The sequence below is a fragment of the Streptomyces sp. NPDC018026 genome (assembly GCF_044327745.1).
Taxonomy (GTDB): Bacteria; Actinomycetota; Actinomycetes; order Streptomycetales; family Streptomycetaceae; genus Streptomyces; species Streptomyces rubrogriseus.
Genome location: NZ_JBIRFY010000002.1, coordinates 739848 through 760641, shown reverse-complemented (window position 1 = coordinate 760641; position 20794 = coordinate 739848). Strand labels below are relative to the sequence as shown.

The 20794-nt window shown below is 71.4% G+C and carries 21 protein-coding genes; 12 read left to right on the top strand and 9 right to left on the bottom strand.

All coding sequences use genetic code 11. The features are described 5' to 3' along the window. Positions 1 to 18 precede the first annotated feature (18 nt). Positions 19 to 840, top strand: coding sequence for a serine hydrolase domain-containing protein (locus tag ACH4D3_RS08995; protein WP_398318319.1), 822 nt, complete (start codon positions 19 to 21; stop codon positions 838 to 840). Between the two features lie 10 nt (positions 841 to 850). Next, positions 851 to 1135 (top strand): hypothetical protein, encoded by a 285-nt coding sequence (locus ACH4D3_RS08990; protein WP_398318316.1) that lies wholly within the window; start codon positions 851 to 853, stop codon positions 1133 to 1135. 21 nt (positions 1136 to 1156) lie between these two features. On the opposite strand, the gene ACH4D3_RS08985 is transcribed toward ACH4D3_RS08990, so the two are convergent. Next, complete coding sequence (locus ACH4D3_RS08985) at positions 1157 to 1813, bottom strand: pirin family protein (protein ID WP_398318944.1); 657 nt, start codon at positions 1811 to 1813, stop codon at positions 1157 to 1159. A 61-nt stretch (positions 1814 to 1874) separates the two neighbouring features. Between ACH4D3_RS08985 and fasR the strand changes: the two genes are divergently transcribed. The 5 genes from fasR (at position 1875) to ACH4D3_RS08960 (ending at position 6917) form a co-directional block, all read left to right on the top strand. After that, positions 1875 to 3080 carry a fatty acid biosynthesis transcriptional regulator FasR gene (gene fasR / locus ACH4D3_RS08980; protein WP_398318313.1) on the top strand — a complete coding sequence of 402 codons (1206 nt, stop codon included), beginning with the start codon at positions 1875 to 1877 and terminating at the stop codon, positions 3078 to 3080. 89 nt (positions 3081 to 3169) lie between these two features. Next, positions 3170 to 4120 carry an ACP S-malonyltransferase gene (locus ACH4D3_RS08975; RefSeq protein ID WP_398318311.1) on the top strand — a complete coding sequence of 317 codons (951 nt, stop codon included), beginning with the start codon at positions 3170 to 3172 and terminating at the stop codon, positions 4118 to 4120. A 16-nt stretch (positions 4121 to 4136) separates the two neighbouring features. Next, a complete protein-coding gene (locus ACH4D3_RS08970) occupies positions 4137 to 5168 on the top strand; it encodes a ketoacyl-ACP synthase III (RefSeq protein WP_398318308.1) in 1032 nt (343 codons plus the stop codon). A gap of 104 nt (positions 5169 to 5272) precedes the next feature. Then, positions 5273 to 5518 (top strand): acyl carrier protein, encoded by a 246-nt coding sequence (locus ACH4D3_RS08965; RefSeq protein ID WP_398318305.1) that lies wholly within the window; start codon positions 5273 to 5275, stop codon positions 5516 to 5518. Between the two features lie 109 nt (positions 5519 to 5627). Beyond that, entirely contained in the window at positions 5628 to 6917 is a 1290-nt protein-coding gene (locus ACH4D3_RS08960; RefSeq protein WP_398318302.1) for a beta-ketoacyl-[acyl-carrier-protein] synthase family protein, read from the top strand. Positions 6918 to 7002: 85 nt separating this feature from the next. Here ACH4D3_RS08960 and ACH4D3_RS08955 read toward each other — a convergent pair whose 3' ends face one another. Then, positions 7003 to 7497, bottom strand: a complete 495-nt coding sequence (locus ACH4D3_RS08955; protein WP_003976415.1) for a DUF3145 domain-containing protein — start codon at positions 7495 to 7497, stop codon at positions 7003 to 7005. Positions 7498 to 7763: 266 nt separating this feature from the next. Here ACH4D3_RS08955 and ACH4D3_RS08950 point away from each other — a divergent pair, with 266 nt between their 5' ends. The 3 genes from ACH4D3_RS08950 to ACH4D3_RS08940 all read left to right on the top strand — a co-directional run bounded on the left by ACH4D3_RS08950 (position 7764) and on the right by ACH4D3_RS08940 (position 11268). Continuing rightward, the gene (locus tag ACH4D3_RS08950; RefSeq protein ID WP_398318299.1) at positions 7764 to 8681 is read left to right on the top strand and encodes an SGNH/GDSL hydrolase family protein; all 918 of its coding nucleotides are present in this window, start codon (positions 7764 to 7766) and stop codon (positions 8679 to 8681) included. A 38-nt stretch (positions 8682 to 8719) separates the two neighbouring features. Beyond that, positions 8720 to 9691 carry an aldose epimerase family protein gene (locus tag ACH4D3_RS08945; protein ID WP_398318296.1) on the top strand — a complete coding sequence of 324 codons (972 nt, stop codon included), beginning with the start codon at positions 8720 to 8722 and terminating at the stop codon, positions 9689 to 9691. Positions 9692 to 9969: 278 nt separating this feature from the next. Further along, complete coding sequence (locus ACH4D3_RS08940; protein WP_398318293.1) at positions 9970 to 11268, top strand: pyroglutamyl peptidase; 1299 nt, start codon at positions 9970 to 9972, stop codon at positions 11266 to 11268. On the opposite strand, the gene ACH4D3_RS08935 is transcribed toward ACH4D3_RS08940, so the two are convergent. The 3 genes from ACH4D3_RS08935 to ACH4D3_RS08925 form a co-directional block, all read right to left on the bottom strand. Beyond that, a complete protein-coding gene (locus ACH4D3_RS08935) occupies positions 11240 to 12064 on the bottom strand; it encodes an EI24 domain-containing protein (protein ID WP_398318290.1) in 825 nt (274 codons plus the stop codon). The genes ACH4D3_RS08940 and ACH4D3_RS08935 overlap by 29 nt on opposite strands. Before the next feature lie 95 nt (positions 12065 to 12159). Beyond that, positions 12160 to 12579: an organic hydroperoxide resistance protein gene (locus tag ACH4D3_RS08930; RefSeq protein WP_398318287.1), complete on the bottom strand. Its 420-nt coding sequence runs from the start codon at positions 12577 to 12579 to the stop codon at positions 12160 to 12162. A gap of 93 nt (positions 12580 to 12672) precedes the next feature. Then, on the bottom strand, positions 12673 to 13695 hold the full coding sequence (locus ACH4D3_RS08925) for an NADP-dependent oxidoreductase (RefSeq protein ID WP_398318284.1): 1023 nt from the start codon (positions 13693 to 13695) through the stop codon (positions 12673 to 12675). A 119-nt stretch (positions 13696 to 13814) separates the two neighbouring features. Between ACH4D3_RS08925 and ACH4D3_RS08920 the strand changes: the two genes are divergently transcribed. Further along, positions 13815 to 14270, top strand: coding sequence for a MarR family winged helix-turn-helix transcriptional regulator (locus ACH4D3_RS08920; RefSeq protein ID WP_398318281.1), 456 nt, complete (start codon positions 13815 to 13817; stop codon positions 14268 to 14270). A gap of 3 nt (positions 14271 to 14273) precedes the next feature. Here ACH4D3_RS08920 and ACH4D3_RS08915 read toward each other — a convergent pair whose 3' ends face one another. Together ACH4D3_RS08915 and ACH4D3_RS08910 are read right to left on the bottom strand one after the other, a co-directional pair. After that, positions 14274 to 15035, bottom strand: coding sequence for a GntR family transcriptional regulator (locus tag ACH4D3_RS08915; protein WP_398318278.1), 762 nt, complete (start codon positions 15033 to 15035; stop codon positions 14274 to 14276). Then, the gene (locus ACH4D3_RS08910) at positions 15032 to 15574 is read right to left on the bottom strand and encodes a GntR family transcriptional regulator (protein ID WP_398318275.1); all 543 of its coding nucleotides are present in this window, start codon (positions 15572 to 15574) and stop codon (positions 15032 to 15034) included. Before ACH4D3_RS08910 ends, ACH4D3_RS08915 begins: the two co-directional genes overlap by 4 nt. Positions 15575 to 15729: 155 nt before the next feature. Here ACH4D3_RS08910 and ACH4D3_RS08905 point away from each other — a divergent pair, with 155 nt between their 5' ends. Beyond that, on the top strand, positions 15730 to 16188 hold the full coding sequence (locus ACH4D3_RS08905; protein WP_398318272.1) for an ATP-binding protein: 459 nt from the start codon (positions 15730 to 15732) through the stop codon (positions 16186 to 16188). Here the strand turns inward: ACH4D3_RS08905 and ACH4D3_RS08900 are convergent. Beyond that, positions 16145 to 20122, bottom strand: coding sequence for a hypothetical protein (locus tag ACH4D3_RS08900; RefSeq protein WP_398318269.1), 3978 nt, complete (start codon positions 20120 to 20122; stop codon positions 16145 to 16147). The two genes, ACH4D3_RS08905 and ACH4D3_RS08900, sit on opposite strands and share 44 nt — an antisense overlap. Positions 20123 to 20253: 131 nt before the next feature. Beyond that, positions 20254 to 20658 (bottom strand): hypothetical protein, encoded by a 405-nt coding sequence (locus ACH4D3_RS08895; protein ID WP_398318266.1) that lies wholly within the window; start codon positions 20656 to 20658, stop codon positions 20254 to 20256. Positions 20659 to 20794: the final 136 nt, after the last annotated feature.

Here is a 20794-nt window from a genome sequence, read left to right as displayed (position 1 = left end):
GCGCCTAGGCTCGACACCATGTCCCTGAAGAGCCTCGCGTCGATCGAGAACTGGCCGGTCCCCACCGCCGCGGCGGGCGTCGTACGGGCCGACGGCACCGTCCTCGGCACCCACGGCCCGGCCGCGCACCGCTTCCCGCTCGCCTCGGTCACCAAGCCGCTCGCGGCGTACGCGGCGCTGGTGGCGTACGAGGAGGGCGCGATCGAGCTGGACGAGCCCGCCGGTCCGCCCGGGGCGACGGTCCGCCACCTGCTCGCCCACACCTCGGGCCTGGCCTTCGACGAGCACCGGGTGACGGCCCCGCCCGGGGACCGCCGGCTGTACTCCAACGCCGGTTTCGAGCAGCTCGGCGACCACATCGCGAAGGCGGCGGACATGCCGTTCGCCGAGTACGCGCGGCAGGCGGTGCTGGAGCCGCTGGGCATGGCGCACACCTCCCTCGACGGCTCCCCGGCGAAGGACGGCGTGTCCACGGTCGAGGACCTGCTCCGCTTCGCCGCCGAGGTCCAGGCACCGCGCCTGCTCGACCCGCGGACGGTCGCCGAGGCGATGACGGTCCAGTACCCGGGCACGAAGGGCGTGCTGCCGGGCTACGGCCACCAGAACCCCAACGACTGGGGCCTCGGCTTCGAGATCCGCGACGGCAAGTCCCCGCACTGGACGGGCGCCGCCTCCTCCCCGCGCACCTTCGGCCACTTCGGCCAGTCCGGCACGTTCCTGTGGATCGACCCGGACGCCGCCCTGGCCTGCGTGTCCCTCACCGACCGCGCCTTCGGCCCCTGGGCGATCGAGACGTGGCCGCCCTTCACGGACGCGGTACTCGCGGAGGCACGGGGCTGACCCGACCGCGATGAGCTACCACCTGGGCCTCTACCGGTTCGCGGACGGCGAGCCGGCCGAGCCCGACCCGGATGCGGTCCGGGCGGTGCTCCCGCCCGTCCGTGCCGGGCCGGAGAAGGACGCCGACGGCACCACGGAGTACTGGATCCGTGCCGCTGATGGCAGCGAGGCCGAGATCGGCGTCTTCGCGGAATTCATCAGCGTGGAACGCCCTCAGGTCGGTGACGTATGGAAGATCATCATCGAGCTGACGGATCAACTGCGCGCGGGAATCCTCACTTCATGGACCCGCTGACCCGACCGCCGGCCGGCCCCGTCAGGGCGTCGCCATCTCCCACATCAGCAGCTCGGCCCCTGTCACCGCCACCGCGTCCAGCGCCTCGGCGTCCGTGACGCGGGCCGCGTCGCCCGGTCCCAACCGCTCGCCGTCCAGGTCAACCTCGCCCCGCACCACGTGCACGTACACGTACGCCCCGTCCGGCACCGCCGTGCGCTCCCCCGCCGCCAGGCGGCGTACGTGGAGCATCGCGCCGGCCTCCGGGACGGCGTACGGGGTGGAGTCGGCGATGCCCCGGACGATCTCGTAGGCGGGGTCGCCGCCAGGGTCCAGCGGGGCCAGCCACATCTGGACGAAGGTGAGGGGGACCGAGGCGTCGTTGCGCTCGACGTGGCGGGCGCCGGCCGCCGAGCTGAGGCGTTGCACGTCCCCGGCGCGGATCACCGTCTCGTGGCCGGTGCTGTCGCGGTGGGTCAGCTCGCCCGCCACGACCCAGGTGACGATCTCGGTGTGGCTGTGCGGGTGCTCGTCGAAGCCCGCGCCGGGGGCGAGGCGTTCCTCGTTGCAGGCCAGCAGGGCCCCGAAGCGCAGGTTGCCGGGGTCGTAGTGGGGGCCGAAGGAGAAGGCGTGGCGGGAGGTGATCCCGGCTGCCGGATCACCGCCCGGGTAGCGCTCGTCGGCGCGGCGTACGTCCATCACGTCGTTCACGGTAGCCCCGGCGGCACACCCGCCCGGCCCGATAAGGCAGTCTTGTCCCGTGCCCGAACCCGAAACCGGTAAGCCCGACGCCCCCGCCAAGCCCGCCCACCCGCATACCGCGACCCTGAAGCGGCTGGAGCAGTCCTCCGGTTCGCTCGCCGCGCAGGCCATCGCACGCATGGACGAGACGCTGCCGTGGTACCGGGCCATGCCACCGGAGAACCGTTCCTGGATCGGGCTGGTCGCCCAGGCCGGCATCGCCGCGTTCACCGAGTGGTTCCGGCAGCCGGACGCGCCCCAGGCCATCTCCACCGACGTCTTCGGGACCGCGCCGCGCGAGCTGACCCGGGCGATCACGCTGCGGCAGACCGTGGAGATGGTGCGCACCACCATCGAGGTGATGGAGTCCGCCATCGACGAGGTGGCGGCTCCCGGCGACGAGTCGGTGCTGCGCGAGGCGCTGCTCGTGTACGCCCGGGAGATCGCCTTCGCGACCGCCCAGGTGTACGCGCAGGCCGCCGAGGCACGCGGTGCCTGGGACGCCCGCCTGGAGTCGCTGGTGGTGAACGCCGTGCTCAGCGGCGAGGCCGACGAAGGGGCCGTGTCCCGGGCCGCCGCCCTCGGGTGGAACTCGCCCGATCATGTCTGTGTCGTGCTGGGCACCGCTCCCGACGGGGACTCCGAGCTGACCGTGGAGGCCATCCGGCGCGCGGCCCGGCACGCCAAGCTCCAGGTGCTGACCGGGGTGCTCGGGGACCGGCTCGTGGTGATCGCCGGGGGCCGCAACGACCCGCTGGCGGTGGCGAAGTCGCTGATCGGGCCGTTCGCGCAGGGGCCGGTCGTCGCCGGGCCCGTGGTGCCGGACCTGCTGGCCGCGACCCGGTCCGCGCAGGCCGCCGCGGCCGGGCTGAAGGCGTGCACCGCCTGGCAGGACGCGCCGCGTCCGGTGCTCGCCGACGACCTGCTGCCGGAGCGCGCGATCGCCTCCGACCCCTCGGCCCGTGAGCAACTGGTGGAGGAGATCTACAGACCGTTGGAGGAAGCGGGGGCGGCGCTCCTCGAGACGCTCAGCGTCTATCTCGAACAGGCGAGCAGTCTGGAGGGCGCCGCCCGGATGCTCTTCGTTCACCCGAACACCGTGCGCTACCGGCTCCGACGTGTGACTGACGTCACCGGATGGTCGCCCTCTGATGTACGGTCTGCGTTCACACTGCGGATCGCGCTCATCCTGGGGCGTCTGGCCGACGGAGATCCGCAGCTCTAGGATTTTGTGCAGGGTCCACAAAACCCGCTCCTGTTCTTCGTCCCTGTCCCCACGGGCGGTCGTGGCCGTCCTCAAGAGAGAGTGTGAGAGTGCTCGTACTCGTCGCTCCCGGCCAGGGCGCCCAGACGCCCGGCTTCCTGACTGACTGGCTCGCCCTGCCCGGTGCCGCTGACCGCGTCGCCGCGTGGTCGGACGCCATCGGACTCGATCTCGCCCACTTCGGCACCAAGGCCGACGCGGACGAGATCCGAGACACGTCCGTGGCCCAGCCGCTGCTGGTCGCCGCCGGAATCCTCTCCGCCGCGGCACTCGGTACGCAGACATCTGTCGCTGACGCGACGGGTCCCGGGATCGCGCCCGGCGCGGTCGCCGGGCACAGCGTCGGCGAGATCACCGCCGCCGTCTTCGCGGGTGTCCTCGACGACACCGCCGCGCTGTCCCTCGTACGCCGCCGCGGCCTGGCCATGGCCGAGGCCGCCGCGGTCACCGAGACCGGCATGTCGGCGCTGCTCGGCGGCGACCCCGAGGTGAGCGTCGCGCACCTGGAGCGGCTCGGCCTGACCCCGGCGAACGTGAACGGCGCCGGTCAGATCGTGGCGGCGGGCACCATGGAGCAACTGGCCGCGCTGAACGAGGACAAGCCCGAGGGTGTCCGCAAGGTCGTCCCGCTGAAGGTGGCCGGCGCGTTCCACACCCACCACATGGCCCCCGCCGTGGACAAGCTCGCCGAGGCCGCCAAGGCGCTGACGCCGGCCGACCCGAAGGTGACGTACGTCTCCAACAAGGACGGGCGGGCCGTCGCCTCCGGCACCGAGGTGCTGGACCGGCTGGTCGGCCAGGTCGCCAACCCGGTGCGCTGGGACCTGTGCATGGAGACGTTCAAGGAGCTGGGCGTCACCGCGATCATCGAGGTGTGTCCGGGCGGCACGCTGACCGGGCTGGCCAAGCGGGCGCTGCCCGGCGTGAAGACGCTGGCCCTGAAGACCCCCGACAACCTCGACGCGGCCCGTGAGCTCGTCGCCGAGCACACCCAGGCCTGACAAGGAGCGCGAGAGCATGTCGAAGATCAAGCCCAGCAAGGGCGCCCCGTACGCGCGCATCCTCGGCGTCGGCGGATACCGTCCGACGCGGGTGGTGCCGAACGAGGTGATCCTCGAGAAGATCGACTCGTCCGACGAGTGGATCCGCTCGCGCTCCGGCATCGAGACCCGGCACTGGGCGGGTCCCGAGGAGACCGTCGCGGCGATGTCCGTGGAGGCCTCCGGGAAGGCACTCGCCGACGCCGGGATCGACGCCTCGCGGATCGGTGCCGTTGTCGTCTCGACCGTGTCGCACTTCAGCCAGACCCCGGCGATCGCCACCGAGATCGCCGACCGCCTCGGCACGGACAAGGCCGCGGCCTTCGACATCTCGGCCGGCTGTGCGGGCTTCGGCTACGGGCTGACCCTGGCCAAGGGCATGGTCGTCGAAGGTTCGGCAGAGTACGTGCTGGTCATCGGCGTGGAGCGGCTGTCCGACCTGACCGACCTGGAGGACCGGGCCACGGCCTTCCTGTTCGGCGACGGCGCCGGCGCGGTCGTGGTCGGCCCGTCCCAGGAGCCGGCGATCGGCCCGACGGTCTGGGGCTCGGAGGGCGACAAGGCCGAAACGATCAAGCAGACGGTCTCCTGGGACCGCTTCAGGTCCGGCGACGTCTCCGAACTGCCTCTCGACTCCGAGGGCAACGTCAAGTTTCCTGCGATCACGCAGGAGGGCCAGGCGGTGTTCCGCTGGGCCGTGTTCGAGATGGCGAAGGTCGCACAGCAGGCGCTGGACGCGGCCGGGATCAGCCCGGACGACCTGGACGTCTTCATCCCGCACCAGGCCAATGTGCGGATCATCGACTCGATGGTGAAGACGCTCAAGCTGCCGGAGCACGTCACGGTCGCCCGTGACATCCGCACCACCGGCAACACCTCGGCCGCCTCGATTCCGCTCGCGATGGAGCGGCTCCTGGCGACCGGCGACGCGAAGAGCGGCGACACCGCGCTCGTCATCGGCTTCGGGGCGGGTCTCGTCTACGCCGCGACGGTCGTTACCCTCCCCTAGGCACTCCGTGCCGGATCACCCCGGTCCGGAACGGAGAGCAGCACCGCCCGCCGCCGACGCGGTGGGCCGCCACACCCTCTGGACAACAAAGAAGGAGCGCCGTCATGGCCACTCAGGAAGAGATCGTCGCCGGTCTCGCGGAGATCGTGAACGAGATCGCCGGCATCCCGGTCGAGGACGTCAAGCTGGACAAGTCCTTCACCGACGACCTGGACGTCGACTCGCTGTCCATGGTCGAGGTCGTCGTCGCCGCCGAAGAGCGCTTCGACGTCAAGATCCCGGACGACGACGTCAAGAACCTCAAGACGGTCGGCGACGCGACGCAGTACATCCTCGACCACCAGGCCTGATCCGCCGATACTCGGGCATGACCCGAGTACAGGGCAGATCCGGGCAGACTGCCCCGCCGCCCGGCGGTGGCGCCGTACGAATCCGTATCCCGTTGGAGAAAGAATTCCCGTGAGCTCGACCAATCGCACCGTGGTCGTCACCGGTATCGGCGCAACCACACCGCTGGGTGGCGACGCAGCCTCGACCTGGGAGGGCCTGGTCGCCGGCAGGTCCGGCGTCCGGCCCCTGGAGCAGGAGTGGGCCGCCGAGCAGGCGGTCCGCATCGCCGCGCCGGCCGCCGTCGACCCCTCCGAGGTCATCCCGCGGCCGCAGGCCCGCCGCCTGGACCGCTCGGCGCAGTTCGCGCTGATCGCGGCGCAGGAGGCCTGGAAGGACGCCGGGTACGCCGGCAAGGCGGGCGAGAGCCCCGCCGAGGAGGGCGCGGCCCACGTCGACCCCGACCGGCTCGGTGCGGTCATCGCCTCCGGCATCGGCGGCGTGACCACGCTGCTCGACCAGTACGACGTGCTGAAGGAGAAGGGCGTCCGCCGCGTCTCCCCGCACACCGTTCCCATGCTGATGCCGAACGGCCCCTCCGCCAACGTGGGCCTGGCCGTGGGCGCCCGTGCGGGCGTGCACACCCCGGTCTCCGCCTGCGCCTCGGGCGCCGAGGCCATCGGCTACGCCATCGAGATGATCCGCACCGGCCGCGCCGACGTCGTCGTCGCGGGTGGCACGGAGGCGGCGATCCACCCGCTGCCCATCGCCGCGTTCGGCAACATGATGGCGATGTCCAAGAACAACGACGACCCGCAGGGCGCCTCCCGCCCCTTCGACACGGGCCGTGACGGCTTCGTCCTCGGTGAGGGCGCCGGCGTCCTGGTCCTGGAGTCCGCCGAGCACGCCGCCGCGCGCGGCGCCCGCGTCTACGCGGAGGCGGTCGGCCAGGGCATCTCCGCCGACAGCCACGACATCGTGCAGCCGGAGCCGGAGGGCCGCGGCATCTCCGCCGCCCTGCAGAACCTGCTGGCCGGCAACGACCTGGACCCGGCCGAGATCGTGCACGTCAACGCGCACGCCACCTCGACGCCGGCCGGTGACATCGCCGAGCTGAAGGCGCTGCGCAAGGTCCTCGGCGACGACGTCGACCACATGGCGGTCTCCGGCACCAAGTCGATGACCGGTCACCTGCTCGGTGGCGCGGGCGGCGTGGAGTCCGTGGCGACCGTGCTCGCGCTGTACCACCGGGTGGCACCGCCGACCATCAACGTCGAGAACCTCGACCCGGAGGCCGAGGCCAACGCGGACATCGTCCGCGGCGAGGCCCGCAAGCTTCCGGTGGAGGGCCGTATCGCCGCGCTGAACGACTCGTTCGGCTTCGGCGGGCACAACGTGGTGCTCGCGTTCCGGTCGGTCTGAGCGACCGCCGTACGCATGTGAAGGGCCCCCACCGGCCGGTGGGGGCCCTTCACGCGTGCGAGGAGAGGTGGGGCGCGGTGGGGCGTCACACCACCTGGTGCAGCCAGCGGACCGGGGCGCCCTCGCCGGCGTGGCGGAAGGGCTCCAGTTCGTCGTCCCAGGGCTTGCCGAGGAGCTTGGCGATGTCCGACTCGAGGTCGGTCTCGCCGCGCTGGGAGCGGACCAGGGCGGCGCGCAGCCGGTCCTCGGGGATCATGATGTCGCCGTGGATGCCGGTGACGGCGTGGAAGATGCCGAGGTCGGGGGTGCAGCTGTAGCGCTCGCCCTCGGCGTTCGCGGAGGGCTCCGCGGTGACCTCGAAGCGGAGCAGCTGCCAGCCGCGCAGTGCGGAGGCGAGTTTGGAGGCGATGCCGGCCTGCCCCTGCCAGGAGAATTCCGAGCGCCAGGTGCCGGGCGCGGCGGGCTGCCGGATCCAGTCCAGGCCGACGCGCGTGCCGAGCACCCCGGCGACGGCCCACTCGACGTGCGGGCAGAGCGCGCGCGGCGCGGAGTGCACGTACAGGACTCCACGTGTCGTCACCGGAACCTCCGGGCTGAGCGGGACTTCTCGGAACGGGTGGAACGGGTGGAACGGCCGTGACCGGGCGGGTCACGTTGATGGCGAGGCTACCGTGCGGCGGGGCAAGGAGTGTGACGTACCGTCGGTCCCGCCGCCGACAAACCTCCGCCATTCACCCGGCAGGACGCTTGTACGGGTGTGAGCCGTTGCATCGCCGTCCTCGGGAACCCTCGCGCGGTGTCATGGGTTGAGCACGGTGGAGGCACGAGCCGAGGGGTGGGACCGGTATGGGTCGAGGGACGGACCAGCGGACGCGGCACGGCCGTCGCCGGGCGCGTGCCGCGCTCGCCGCCCTGACCGCGGCGGTCCTGGGCGCGGGTGCGGCGGGCTGCGACGCCGCGGGCGGCGACTCCCCCGCTCCTTCCGGCAGCCCGTCGAAGCGGACGAGGACGGCGCCCGCCTGGGACACGAGCCCGGCGTCGGTCGCCGCCGTGGGCGACTCCATCACGCGCGGCTTCGACGCCTGTGCGGTGCTGTCGGACTGCCCGGAGGTGTCGTGGGCGACCGGCAGCAGCGCGAAGGTCGACTCGCTGGCCGTACGGCTGCTGGGGAAGGCGGACGCGGCCGAGCACAGCTGGAACTACGCGGTCACCGGGGCCCGGATGGCGGATCTGACCGCTCAGGTGACGCGGGCGGCGCAGCGCCGGCCGGAGCTGGTGGCGGTGATGGCCGGGGCGAACGACGCGTGCCGGTCCACGACCGCGGCGATGACGCCGGTGGCGGACTTCCGCGCGCAGTTCGAGGAGGCGATGGCCACCCTGCGCGAGAAGCTCCCCAAGGCGCAGGTGTACGTGTCGAGCATCCCGGACCTCAAGCGGCTCTGGTCCCAGGGCCGCACCAACCCGCTGGGCAAGCAGGTGTGGAAGCTCGGCCTGTGCCCGTCGATGCTGGGCGACGCGGACTCCCTGGACTCGGCGGCGACCCTGCGGCGCAACACGGTGCGCGACCGGGTCGCGGACTACAACGAGGTGCTGCGGGAGGTCTGCGCGAAGGACCGGCGGTGCCGCACCGACGACGGGGCGGTGCACGAGTTCCGGTTCGGCACGGACCAGTTGAGCCACTGGGACTGGTTCCACCCGAGCGTGGACGGCCAGGCCCGGCTGGCGGAGATCGCCTACCGCGCGGTCACCGCGAAGAGTCCCTGACCCGGCCGCTGACCTGGGCGTGTCCTAGAGTTCCGCACATGAGCGAACTCTTCGGCACACTTTCCGACGGCACCCCGGTACACCGCTGGACCCTGGAGCGGGCCGGCGTACGGGTACGGGTCCTGTCGTACGGCGGGATCGTGCAGTCGGCCGAGGTTCCGGACCGGGACGGGAACACCGCCGACGTGGTACTGGGGTTCGCGGACCTGGACGGCTATGTGTCGCACCCGGAGCCCTACTTCGGCGCGCTGGTCGGGCGGTACGCCAACCGGATCGCGGGCGGGCGCTTCCCGTTGGACGGGCGGACGTACGCGCTGGCGCCCAACGAGGGGGCCAACACGCTGCACGGCGGCGTGCGGGGCTTCGACAAGCGGGTGTGGGACGTGGCGGCGGTCGAGGAGGGCGTCCGGCTGAGCCGCATCTCCCCGCACGGCGAGGAGGGTTTCCCGGGGCGCCTGGAGATGTCGGTGACGTACACGCTGGACGGGTCGGGCGCGCTGCGGATCGTCTACGAGGCGGTCACGGACGCGCCGACCGTGCTGAACCCGACGAACCACAGCTACTTCAACCTGAGCGGTTCCGGGCACGCGGGCGGGCACGAACTGCGGCTGGCCGCCTCCCGGATCACGCCGGTGGACGCGGGCCTGATCCCGACGGGCGGTCTCGACGACGTGACGGACACCCGCTTCGACTTCCGGCGGGCGCGCAAGGTCGGCTCGGGCTACGACCACAACTTCGTGCTGGACAAGGGCGTGACCGCCACCGCCGAGGAGGTCGCCGAGCTGTACGACCCGGCGTCGGGGCGGGTGCTCACGGTGGCGACGACCGAGCCGGGGCTCCAGCTGTACACCGCCGACCACCTGGGCGAGCCCTTCGCCCCCGGGGACGGGATCGCGCTGGAGACCCAGCACTTCCCGGACTCCCCGAACCGGCCCGGTTTCCCGAGCACGGTGCTGCGGCCGGGCGAGGTGTTCCGCTCGGAGACGGTGTACGGCTTCTCGGTGCGGTAGGAGGCGGGCGGCCGGGGTGGCCGAGCCCCGGCCCGGCCGTCAGGTCACGGGCCGGGGCTGTTCACGGGGACGGCGCGCTCGCGGGCGTCCCGGGTCCGACGTTAATCGCCGCGGTGATCCGGCGGTCCGTGATCAGGCGCCCGGTCAGGAGTTCGTACGAACCCTTCACAAACAGCCATGAGTCGGTCGGTCACGCGCCATGGCGTCCACCCCTTCCGTCACGCGATACTGCCGCCGTTCCGGCAGCACCCCACGGCGACGGAAGGACCTGGACTCCCTTGAGACCCATACGTGTTCGGATCGGCGTACTCGGACTGGCCCTGGTGGCGGGGCTCGCGGCCCCCACGACGGCGACGGCGGCTCCCGAGGCGGGCGGTGCCGCCCCCGCACCCACCGTGGAGGAGCGGCGGCTGGACGGGGAGGTGCCCCGGGAGATCCTGCGGCGCTCCGGATTCGCCGCGGTGGCACCGGCGTTCGCCCGGGGGCTCGGGCGGGCGGACTCCTACCGCGAGGCCCGGCGGGTCGTCGCGCGCGAGGGCGCGGCGTTGTGGCGGCGGGCGGTGGACCGGGTGCAGGGGCGCGGTCCGGCCCGCGGCGACCTGAGCCGGGACGACGACCGGCCGCTGTACTGGGCACGGCTCGGGATGACGCGCGAGCTGCGCACCTGGGAGCCCGGGTTCGATCTGGGCGCGCGGCAGCGGGCCGCGCTGCTGGCGGAGCTGGAGCGCGCCTCGCGCGGGCAGGGCGACCTGCGCCTGCCGCGCGGCCACCGCGACGGGCACGGCGGGCACGGCAAGGGGGTCAAGCGGGTGCTGCTCACCGGCTTCGACCCCTTCACGCTGGACCGGGACGTCCGGATCTCCAACCCGTCCGGCGCCGTCGCGCTCGCCCTGGACGGCACGGTGATCGACACCCCGGACGGTCCCGCCCGGGTGGAGACGGCGGTGTTCCCGGTGCGCTGGGCGGACTTCGCCGAGGGGACGGTGGAGCGGGCGCTGCGGCCGTACCTGCCCGGGGTGGACCTGTTCACCACGGTGAGCCAGGGCCGGGTCGGCCGGTTCGACGTGGAGCGGACCAACGGGGCCTGGCGGGGCGGCTTCCCGGACAACGACAACGTCTCCCGCACGGAGACGGTCCCGGTGGCCGACCCGGCCTCGCAGCCGCAGTGGACGACGACCACGCTGCCGTACGCGGCGATCACGGCGGCGGACACCGGACGCTTCCCGGTGTACGACAACACGACCGTGACCGAGATCCCGGCGGGCGGCGACGAGCCGGTCGTACGGCCGGACGGGCCCACGCCCGGGTCGACGGCCCGGGAGGGCGGCGGCGGCAACTACCTCTCCAACGAGATCGCCTACCGCGCGACGCTGCTGCGGGACCGGCTCGGGCTGCACGGCACGCTGCCGGGCGGGCACGTGCACACGCCGGTGCTCCAGTTCGGTACCGGGAACACCGATCCGGCGACGGGGGCGGTCACCGACCCGGAGTTCGTGCGCAACCGGCTGGACATCGTGGCGCAGACGCGGGCGATCGTGGCCGTGGCGGTCAGTGCCCCGGGGACGGACCGGGGCTGACCGCCGGGTCGGCGGTACCGCCTTCGGACGGGTCGTCGTCGCCGTCGCGGGTCTCCTCGCCCAGCAGTTCCCGGGCGAGGAGCGTGGCGCCGGCGACGGCGCCCGGCATCAGGAACACGGCGACGAACGGCACCAGGAAGGACACGCCCAGCGGGGTGCCGAAGCCCCAGACCAGCATCCGGCGGGAGCGCAGCAGGGCGAGGCGTTCGCGCAGTTCCACGCCGCGGCGCTGGAGGGCGACGGCGGCCAGCTCCTCGGTGAGGAAGAAGCCGGTGACGAAGAAGCCGACCACCGGGACCACGGTCTGGCCGACGACCGGGATGAAGCCGAGCGCGAAGAGCAGCACGCCCCAGAGCACGGCGCGTACGAGGATCCGCAGGCTGTCGCGGCCGGAGATCCACAGCTCGCGCCAGAGCGGCAGGTGGGACTCGGGCGCCGTGCCGTCCGGGGAGACGTCGCGGTCGACGCGTTCGGAGAGGGCCTCGTAGAAGGGCTGGCCGACCAGCAGGGTCACCGCGGTGAAGGTGAGGACGGCGAGGAGCAGGGCGAGGGCGAACAGCACGGCGGTGAGGAAGCCGCGGAAGAGTCCGAGCCAGGGGCTCGACCAGTCGTCGGCGAAGGGGGTCACCCATGCGACGAAGTCCTCGCCCCACAGCGCGAGCGCGACCAGCACGCCCACGTACAGGACCAGGGTGATCAGGCCCGGGACGAGCCCGAAGCCGTAGCTCCTGCCGTGCCGGGCCACCCAGCGCTGGCCCTTCAGCAGATGGCCGAACCCCGCCCCAAGATCACGCATGGGCGGCACTCTACCGGTCGGCGCGCGGGTCCGTTCCCGGGTCCGGGTTCGGGTTCGGGTCAGGGTCAGGGTCAGGGTCAGGGTCAGGGTCAGGGTCAGGCGAGCGTGACGGTGATGTTGCCGCGGGTCGCCTTCGAGTACGGGCAGACCTGGTGGGCCTTCTCCACCAGCGACCGCGCGGTGGCGGCGTCGACCGCCGGGATCCGGGCGGAGATCTCGACGATGATGCCGAAGCCGTCGTCGTTCTTGCCGATGCCGACCTTCGCGGTCACGGTGGACCCGGAGATGTCGGCGCCCTCCTGGCGGGCCACGACGCCGAGGGCGCCCTGGAAGCAGGCGCTGTACCCGGCGGCGAACAGCTGCTCCGGGTTGGTGCCGGCGCCGTTGCCGCCCATCTCCTTCGGCGGGTTCACGACGACGTCGAGCTTGCCGTCGTCGGTGGCGACCCGGCCGTCGCGGCCGTTCTCGGCGGTGGCGACGGCGGTGTAGAGCACTTCGGACTGCTGGATGGGCATACGGGTGTCTTCCTCCTAGGTCCGCCGTGACTCGCGCCCACGATCACGACGGATTTCGGAAAGACGCTACCGCATGGCGGAATCTTCGGGAAGTCAGAGCTTGACGATCATCTTTCCGGTGTTGTCGCCGCGCAGGACCCCGAGGAACGCCTCCAGGTTGTTCTCGATGCCCTCGACGACCGTCTCGCGGTACTTCAGCTCGCCGTCCCGCACCCAGGGGCCGACTTCCTGGACGAACTGCGGCTGGAGGTCGTAGTGGTCGCCGACCAGGAAGCCCTCGATGCGGCCGCGGGTCTGGATGAGGCGGGCGAGGTTCTTCGGGCCGGGCGCGGGCTGGGTGTTGTTGTAGACGGAGATCGCGCCGCAGATGGCGATGCGGCCGTTCAGGTTGAGGGAGCCGATGGCGGCCTCCAGGTGGTCGCCGCCGACGTTGTCGAAGTAGACGTCGACGCCGTCCGGGGCGGCGGCGCGCAGCTGCTCGCTCACCGGGCCGTTCTTGTAGTTGAAGGCGGCGTCGAAGCCGTACTCGTCGAGGAGCAGCTTGACCTTCTCGTCCGAGCCGGCCGAGCCGATGACCCGCGAGGCGCCCTTGAGCTTGGCGATCTGCCCCACCTGGCTGCCGACCGCGCCCGCGGCGCCCGAGACGAAGACGGAGTCGCCCTCCTTGAAGGAGGCGGTGCGCAGCAGGCCGGCATAGGCGGTGAGCCCGGTCATGCCGAGCACGCCCAGGTACGTCGACAGGGGCGCCGCGTCCGGGTCCACCTTGACGGCGTTCGCCGCGTCCACGACGGCGTACTCGCGCCAGCCGAAGAAGTGCAGGACGTGCTCGCCGACGGCGACGTTCTCGGCGTCGGAGGCGACGACCTCGCCGACCGCGCCGCCCAGCATGGGCTTGTCCAGCTCGTAGGGGGCGGCGTAGGACTTGGCGGCGCTCATCCGCCCGCGCATGTACGGGTCGACGGAGACGTACAGGTTGCGCACCAGCACCTGCCCGGCGCCCGGGGTGGGGACCTCCGACTCGACGAGCGCGAAGTCCTCGGGCTTCGGCCAGCCGACCGGGCGGGTGACCAGGTGCCATGCGCGGTTGACGGCGGGGAGGGCTGGGGAGTCGGTCATGGGACACCTTTCCTGAGGTTTGCTCGGGCCCGACTGGGCCGCCGAGAATGTTTCATGCTCTGAAACAACCATGCGGCTGAACATTTCAGCTTGTCAAACAAATGGGTACCCTGGATCGCATGGCCACACCACGCGACACGACCCGCCGCCCCGACGCTCTCACCCTGGAAGTCGTCGAACTGATCGGCGAGGTCGTGGCCCGCTTCCACGCGGACTACGAGGAGGCGGCGGCGGAGCGCGCCCTGACCGGGGCGCAGGCGAAGCTGCTGAGCCTGCTGTCGCTGGAGCCGCTGCCGATGCGGAAGCTGGCCCAGAGGCTGAAGTGCGAGCCGTCGAACGTCACGGGGATCGTGGACCGACTGGGGGCGCGGGGCCTGGTCGAGCGCCGCCCCGACCCCGGCGACCGCCGGGTGAAGGTCGCGGCGGCGACGGAGGAGGGACGCCTGGTGGCCCGGGGACTGCGCGAGTCACTGCGCTTCGCACGCGAGCCACTGGCGGGGCTGTCGGAGGCGGAGCGGGTGGCACTGCGGGACGCGCTGCGGCTGATGGTCGGGGAGAGCTCGCCGGAGGACTGACCGTCAGCGCGCTTCGAACTCGTACCGCAACTCGTAGAGGTGCCCGGCCTTCACCATGACCGTCACCTCGACCGGGGTGCCCCCGTCACCGTGGACGACCCTGAGGGTGCGCAGGACGGGCGTGCCGCTGGTGAGGTGGAGTGCCTGGTACTGCGCCTGGGTCGGAATCCGCGCGGAGACTCGATCCACGCTGCGGCGCGCGGGGTGGCCCAGTTCCGCCAGCAGCGCGGGTGCGCCGTTCTTGATCCGACGGCGCTCCATGAGTGCCGTGTCCCGGACGATGTCCAACGGGTAATAGCAGTCGACGAGTTCGGCGGGTTCGTCGTCGATCAGCAGAATCTGGCTGCGCAGCAGTGCCCTGCCGTCCGCGGGGAGGCCGAAGGCGGAACGGACGTCGGCGGGCGGGCAGACCTCCGCGACATCACGGAGCACGCTGCGGGCGCGGGTGCCGTGCTTGGCAGCCTCTGTGAGCCAGCGGTCCGCTGTGGTGAGCGCGGCCGGTGAGACCGTACGCTGCCGATGCTCGCGGACGGTGACGGAGGCTCCGGCCCTGCCGACCACAAGACCTTCCTCCTTGAGGAGCTGCAACGCCTTCTGCACCGTGGCGTTCGACGCGTCGAAGCGCTCCTTGAGCCGTGCCGTGGAGGGGAGGCTCGCGCCTGGCGCCAGTTCGCCGCTCATGATGTCGTCGCGCAGGTCGGCGGCGATGCGCTCATGGAGGGAGCGACGGTCGGCACCCTCCGTTTCCGCTTGGGGCACGGTCATCCGATCTCGATCTCGTAGCGCAGCCTCTGCCGCAGGGCAGGCATCACCATACGATCCACCTGGATCGGGCGGCCCTCGCGGTCGAGGGTCACTCGGCTGAGCCGCAGCACCGGCTCGTCAGGGGCGGTCTCCAGGGCCCGGCGCTCCTCCTCGTCCGGCATCGTGGCCGTCACGTCCTCGCGCACCAGGACGCCGATGTGGCCGAGTTCGGCGAGCAAGGTGACGGCACCACCGCGGATCTTGGCGGTGCGCGCCAGGGCGGTTCCCCGGGCGACGGCCAGTGGGTAGTAGGTGTCGGTCAATTCGTTCGGCAACCCGTCGAGGAGGATCAGGCGCCGACGCACGACGACCGGTTCACCTTCGTCGACGCGGAGCAGTCTCGCCACCTCGGCGGGCGCGGGCACCTCGCCGGCATGGAGGATGCGCTGGGTCCCCCGGCGACCCTGCTCCTCGGCCTCCGCGCCCCAGGCGTCGCCGTTGCCCTTCTCCTGCGGCGTCAGATACGGAAGGGACGTGCTGACCCATCTGCTCGCACCCATGAGGCCCTCCTTGCGGCCGACGCTACGCCCATCGGGGGCCAACGTTAGGCGACTTCGCCCGTGTGTTCCTCCCTATCCTGCCACCTAGCTACATTTCACAAAAAGCGGTAAGGTCGCGCTTCGTCGGACGCCCCAACTCCGTGAGGTGACCCCTCGTGTCCTTGTCACGACACCGTCGTTTCCCACGCTCGCGCGCCTCGGTGCGCGACGCCCGCGCCTTCGTTCGTCAGGTCCTGACGGGCTGGGGTCACACCGATCGACTTGACGACATAACGCTCTGCGTCTCGGAGTTGGCCACCAACGCACTCCTCCACGGAGCACCGCCCGGCAGGGAGTACTGCGTGACTCTCACACTCGACGGCTCGGTGATCCGCCTCGCGGTGCGGGACAGCGGCGACCGACAGCTCGATATCGACGTCCCAGAGGCCGACTGGGAGGCGTGCTCCGGACGCGGTTTACGGCTTGTCCGGGAGGTTGCCGACGACATGGGGGTCACACAGCAAGTGGTCGGCAAAAGCGTTTGGGTGGCTTTCAAAAGCGTGTCACCTAGCAAGGGTGCTGGGAGATCACTTACTGACGCTCCGACCCGCTTGCCTGTAGTTCCGCAGTCATAGCGCCCGTCCGTCGCAGGCAGGACAGGGCCTCGTCGAGCGCCTCGGGACATATCATCGCCAATTCCTTCAGTGCCTCCTGGTGAGTGTGGAGCGACAGCGCCCGGCGGAGCAGCGATCGCGCCTCGGGGGAGCGACCTCGGGCCCTGGCCAGGGCCGCCAGCGCGGAGGCACACCGGGACGGCTCGGTGATGGTGCCAGCGACCTCGATGGCCTGGTCCAAGTGACCCGCCCTGGCCAATGCCTTCGCCACACCAGCCAGTGCCGAGGCGCGGTTGGAGACGTTCGGCGCGGTGCGGGCCAGCTCCGCAGCTCGATGAGCGAGACGGACGGCATCCTCCGTATGTTCCGCGTGCGCGAGTTCTCCCGCCAGTGCTGCCAGGGCGCCAGCGACGTTGGCCAGCGTCATGGCCTGTTCGTCCCCGATGAAGCCTTCAGCGATCTCGGCTGCGGCGCCCGGTCTCCCGACCGCCACCAGCGCCCGCGCCGCGTCGGTGAGTGCCAGGACGCGGTAGGAGGCGTTCGGCGTGGTACTCGCCAGACGGACGGCCATGTGCGCCAGGCGGACAGCCTCATCCGTCCGGCCCGCCTTGGTCAGTGCCCGGGCCGCGGCCGCCAGTGCCATCGCCCGGTCGTCGGGCTCGGTGACGGTCTCCGCGAGCCGCATACTCTCATCGGCCGAGCCCACCTCGGCCAGTGTTTCAGCGACGTTTGCCAAGGCCCAGGAGCGCCAAACTGGGTCAGGTGCCGCACGCGCCAGGTCGGCGGCAGTGTGCGCGAGACGAACGGCTTCCTCCGCCCACCCTGCCTTCGCCAGCGCACCAGCCACGTTCGCCAAGGCCTCCGCCTGATCATCAGGATCAATGTGCCCTCGGCTCACTCGGGCATACCTATCGCTGAGTTGGATTGCCTCCGCCGCCTGCCCCGTCTCTGCCAACGAAAGCGCGGCATGACTCAGCAGCCTGGCCCGGGCGACGGGTTCCTTGACGGACCCCGCCGCGTCGACGGCGACCCGGGCGAGTCCCTTGGCTTCCTCCGTACGGTCCACCTGGGCCAGCGCCCGAGCCACTTGCAGGGTGCTCGAGACCGTCCGGGCGACATCGGGTGCGGTGCGGGCCGCTTCGATGGCGATTTCCGTGTACCGGGTCGCACGGTCCGCCTCCCTCGCGTCCGCCAATGCACGAGCCGCTTCCACCAGGGCAACCGCGCGGTGTTGGGGAGCGCCGATAGTGGCGGCCGCTTCGGCGGCTCGGTTGACCAGACGCGCCGCTTCCTCGGCCTGCCCCGTCTTCTTGAGTACGCGTGCGACGCGCAGGAGTCCGTCGGCCCGCGTCGCAGCGTTGCCGACCGTGCTGACTGCCTCGGCGGCGGCGATCCCACGCCGCATGGCCTCGTCGGTGTAGCCGACCGTCGCCATGGTCAACGCCACCTTGCTCCATGCCATGGCTCGGTGCCCGGGATCGCTGACCGAATCCATCAGGCGTGCCGCTTCCTCCGGCCTCTCTGCAGTGACCAGCAACTGTGCCACTCGTCCGAGCGCGTCGGCGCGCTCGGGCAGCTCGGCGAGGTCGCCCGCCGCCTCGGTAGCATGCGGGACAAGAGCGATAGCGTCCCCCGGCAGCTTGGCCTTCACCAGCGTCCACAGCACATCGATCACTGCTGGGAACCGGCGCCGGGGATCGCTGATCGTGCGCGCGAGCCGGATCCCCTCCTCTCCCCGCCCCACCTTCGCCAGCACGTGGGCCGACTCGGCCAAGACTCCTGCCCGCTCTTCGAGGTCTGCCAGATCATCCACCAATTCAGCAGCGTCACGCACCGAACCGACGGCCTCCTCCGGCCGCCCTGCCTTCACCAACGCCTCGGCCACTCCGACCAGCACTCCGCACCGATGACCCGGATCATCGATCGTCTGAGCGCACCGGACAGCTTCCTCGCCCTGCCCAACCTTGGCCAGCACGTACGCGACCTGCTGCAACACCCTGACCCGCTCGTCCGGATCACCCAGGCCACCAGCGTCCTCGGCAGCGTTACGGGCCAGACCGACGGCCTCCTCCAGCCGCCCGGCCTCCATGAGCGCTTCAGCCGCTACGGCCGACGGCCACGACCGGTGAGGCGGGTCAGTGAGGCTGCGCACCACATCGACCGTCTCGGTAGCCAGGCAGGCGGCTTCCTCCGTCCGTCCGGCCTCCCCAAATACCTCTACCACGGCGGTCAGCGCTTCAACTCGGCTCACCGGATCGCCGGACGAGCGAGCCGTCTCAGCGGCTTCGTGCGCAAGACCGACGCTCCGATCCAGCCGTCCTGCCCTGATGAGGATCCGCGCCGCATCGACGAACGCTCCGCTCTGCTCACTCACATCGCTGATCGCGCGGGCCAGTTCGACGGCCTCATCGACCTCTTCCACGTTCGCCAGCGCATAGACACAGCCTCGCAGAGCCTGGTCGCGTACGGCGGGGCGCACCAAGGCGTGGGCGGCACGCAGGACCACCTGCCCCTCACCGATCAGCCATGCTTCATGGAGAACATCCGCGAACAGTCGAGACTCGTGCGCAGAAAACTCGACCCTGGCACCGAGTAGCGCCACAGCCTTTCGGACGTGTCCGAGCTTGGCCAGGACGGTGATGGCCTCGGCCGGGAAACTCAGTGCCTTGCGCCTGAGTTCGTCACGGAAGTGTGAGAGGCGCACGCACGAGACGAGGTCCGCTTCCGGTTCTGCCCTGTGCAGGGTGAAGGCATCGGTGATCTCGGTGAGGGCTTCGGTGTCGCTTCCGGTGGTGTGCCAGAGCCGTTCGTGCCGTGCCGGATCGGTCGCGAGCCGGGTAAGCCGCGCGGTGTCCCGCTGCTGGCGCAGCATCTGCGGGTAGCCCGTCAGCGCGTACTCGGGAGTCTCCTGCGGCCACCCCCCTTCCCTGCACGCGTCGACCAGGTCGTGCACCCGTGCTCGGTAGTCACGCAGCACGGAAGGACGCAGCAGGTGCTGGGCGCTGACCACGAGCTCTTGGTGGGCGAAGGAGTACAGGGAGGGACGTCGGCCGTCGCTGAGGGGCCACTGCGCGGGGCGGAGCTGGAAGGACCGCCCTGTCGCACCGCTGAGCACCGCTTCGATCTGCCGAGGAGTACGGTCCCCGACCAGAAGGGCATAGTCGGCGGCGCTGAGTCCGCCGCCCGCGGCGGAAGTCAGACCGACGAGATCGAGCGACAGGTCCCCCGCGACGATCATGTCGTTCAGGTTGCGTTCGGCATCCACGCGCACCGCGCGGGCGGCGGGTGACTCGGCGAGGTCGTGGTTGATGTGACTCGCACGCAGCGGATGGCCGTTGGACACATCGCCGGGAACAGGCGGATTGGGCCGACCGGCGACGATCACTCGCAAGCCGGCCGTCGGGGCAGCGGGTAGCAGCCCGGCGATGCTGTATCCGGCGAACGCGGATTCCACGCCGCTGTCCTCGTCCAGTCCGTCAACGACCAGCACGAGCCGCTGCCCTCGGTCGAGTGCCCGCTCGGCGGCGCGGCGCAGGGCGTCATGGAAGCCGCCGTAGCCGCCACAGTCGAGGTCGCTGTCCTCCAGGTAGGCGCGCAACTGCTGTTGCAGCATGGACAGGAAGGCGGTGCGGTCGGATCGGCCGGCCAACCGGGCGGTGATGAAGAAGGCCAGTACGTGCACGCCGTCGGGAGGGTTCAGGGCGAACTGCGCCATGATCGCCGTCTTGCCCGACCAGGCCGGGGCCAGCCATCGCCAGTACGAGGGACCGTGCGCGTCCTCGCCGAGAGCGAAGTCGCTCATCTCGGCGAGTTCCTGCTCTCTACCCTCGAACCGGGCGGCCGCCAGTATGCGGATCTCCGCCTCGTACACCGAGAGCGGCGCCTTGCTCGCACCGTGCACGATCACGTCGCCCATGATCGTGGTGGTGCTGTTGTGGTCGCCGGTGACGACCACACCCAGGTCTCCATCGGCGTCGACCGCCCGCTCCTCCAGGGGTCTCCCGCACGGTGCCGCCGCCCCGACTCCGGAGGCTGAAGCGTTCTGGAGGGCGGCTTCAGCGGGCTTGCGCAGGCCCCGCCACCACTTCACGCGTCCTCGTTCTCGTCGCCGGTGACGGCCTGGCCGATGCCACCGGAAGCGGAGACTCCTCGCTCGCCCGGTACGGCGTTGCCGGAGGGAGAGGGGGAGGCCGACGTGGGGACGGGCGGTGTCGCGGATCCCAGACGGTTGCGGTCGCCGGTAACCGCACGGCCGATGCCTCCGCCGGATTGCACCGACCGCGGCCCTGCGGTCGGAGTGCTGCTGCGGAACAGGGCGATCACCGATACCACCAGGGCGAGGAGGCCGACCACCGCGCCCGCCAGGCTCGCGGCCTGTCCGGCGGTGTCCAGGTCTGCCAGGACCGCCACGAGCACCAAGGCCGCCGAGGCCGCTCCCGCCACCACCGCCGTCATGACGATCCAGGCCCGCGCCGTCCCTGACATGGCCATACCCCACCGACTCCCCGTGCCACCCGGAACGGTGAACGCTCCGGCACCTCCCGTTGCGTAAGACCGTATCCGTCCAGGAGTAGCGACAACCACCCCAAAGGGAGTCCTGGCCGCACCGCTCACGGGGCACGCGGAG

Coding starts and splice junctions, on each gene's coding strand:
- ACH4D3_RS08985 (WP_398318944.1), bottom strand. CDS start 1,813: ATGGACGTACGCCGCGCCGACGAGCGCTACCCGGGCGGTGATCCGGCA.
- ACH4D3_RS08925 (WP_398318284.1), bottom strand. CDS start 13,695: ATGACCGACTCCCCAGCCCTCCCCGCCGTCAACCGCGCATGGCACCTG.
- ACH4D3_RS08990 (WP_398318316.1), top strand. CDS start 851: ATGAGCTACCACCTGGGCCTCTACCGGTTCGCGGACGGCGAGCCGGCC.
- ACH4D3_RS08920 (WP_398318281.1), top strand. CDS start 13,815: ATGGCCACACCACGCGACACGACCCGCCGCCCCGACGCTCTCACCCTG.
- ACH4D3_RS08930 (WP_398318287.1), bottom strand. CDS start 12,579: ATGCCCATCCAGCAGTCCGAAGTGCTCTACACCGCCGTCGCCACCGCC.
- ACH4D3_RS08895 (WP_398318266.1), bottom strand. CDS start 20,658: ATGGCCATGTCAGGGACGGCGCGGGCCTGGATCGTCATGACGGCGGTG.
- ACH4D3_RS08950 (WP_398318299.1), top strand. CDS start 7,764: ATGGGTCGAGGGACGGACCAGCGGACGCGGCACGGCCGTCGCCGGGCG.
- ACH4D3_RS08915 (WP_398318278.1), bottom strand. CDS start 15,035: ATGACCGTGCCCCAAGCGGAAACGGAGGGTGCCGACCGTCGCTCCCTC.
- ACH4D3_RS08965 (WP_398318305.1), top strand. CDS start 5,273: ATGGCCACTCAGGAAGAGATCGTCGCCGGTCTCGCGGAGATCGTGAAC.
- ACH4D3_RS08910 (WP_398318275.1), bottom strand. CDS start 15,574: ATGGGTGCGAGCAGATGGGTCAGCACGTCCCTTCCGTATCTGACGCCG.
- ACH4D3_RS08995 (WP_398318319.1), top strand. CDS start 19: ATGTCCCTGAAGAGCCTCGCGTCGATCGAGAACTGGCCGGTCCCCACC.
- ACH4D3_RS08935 (WP_398318290.1), bottom strand. CDS start 12,064: ATGCGTGATCTTGGGGCGGGGTTCGGCCATCTGCTGAAGGGCCAGCGC.
- ACH4D3_RS08945 (WP_398318296.1), top strand. CDS start 8,720: ATGAGCGAACTCTTCGGCACACTTTCCGACGGCACCCCGGTACACCGC.
- ACH4D3_RS08970 (WP_398318308.1), top strand. CDS start 4,137: ATGTCGAAGATCAAGCCCAGCAAGGGCGCCCCGTACGCGCGCATCCTC.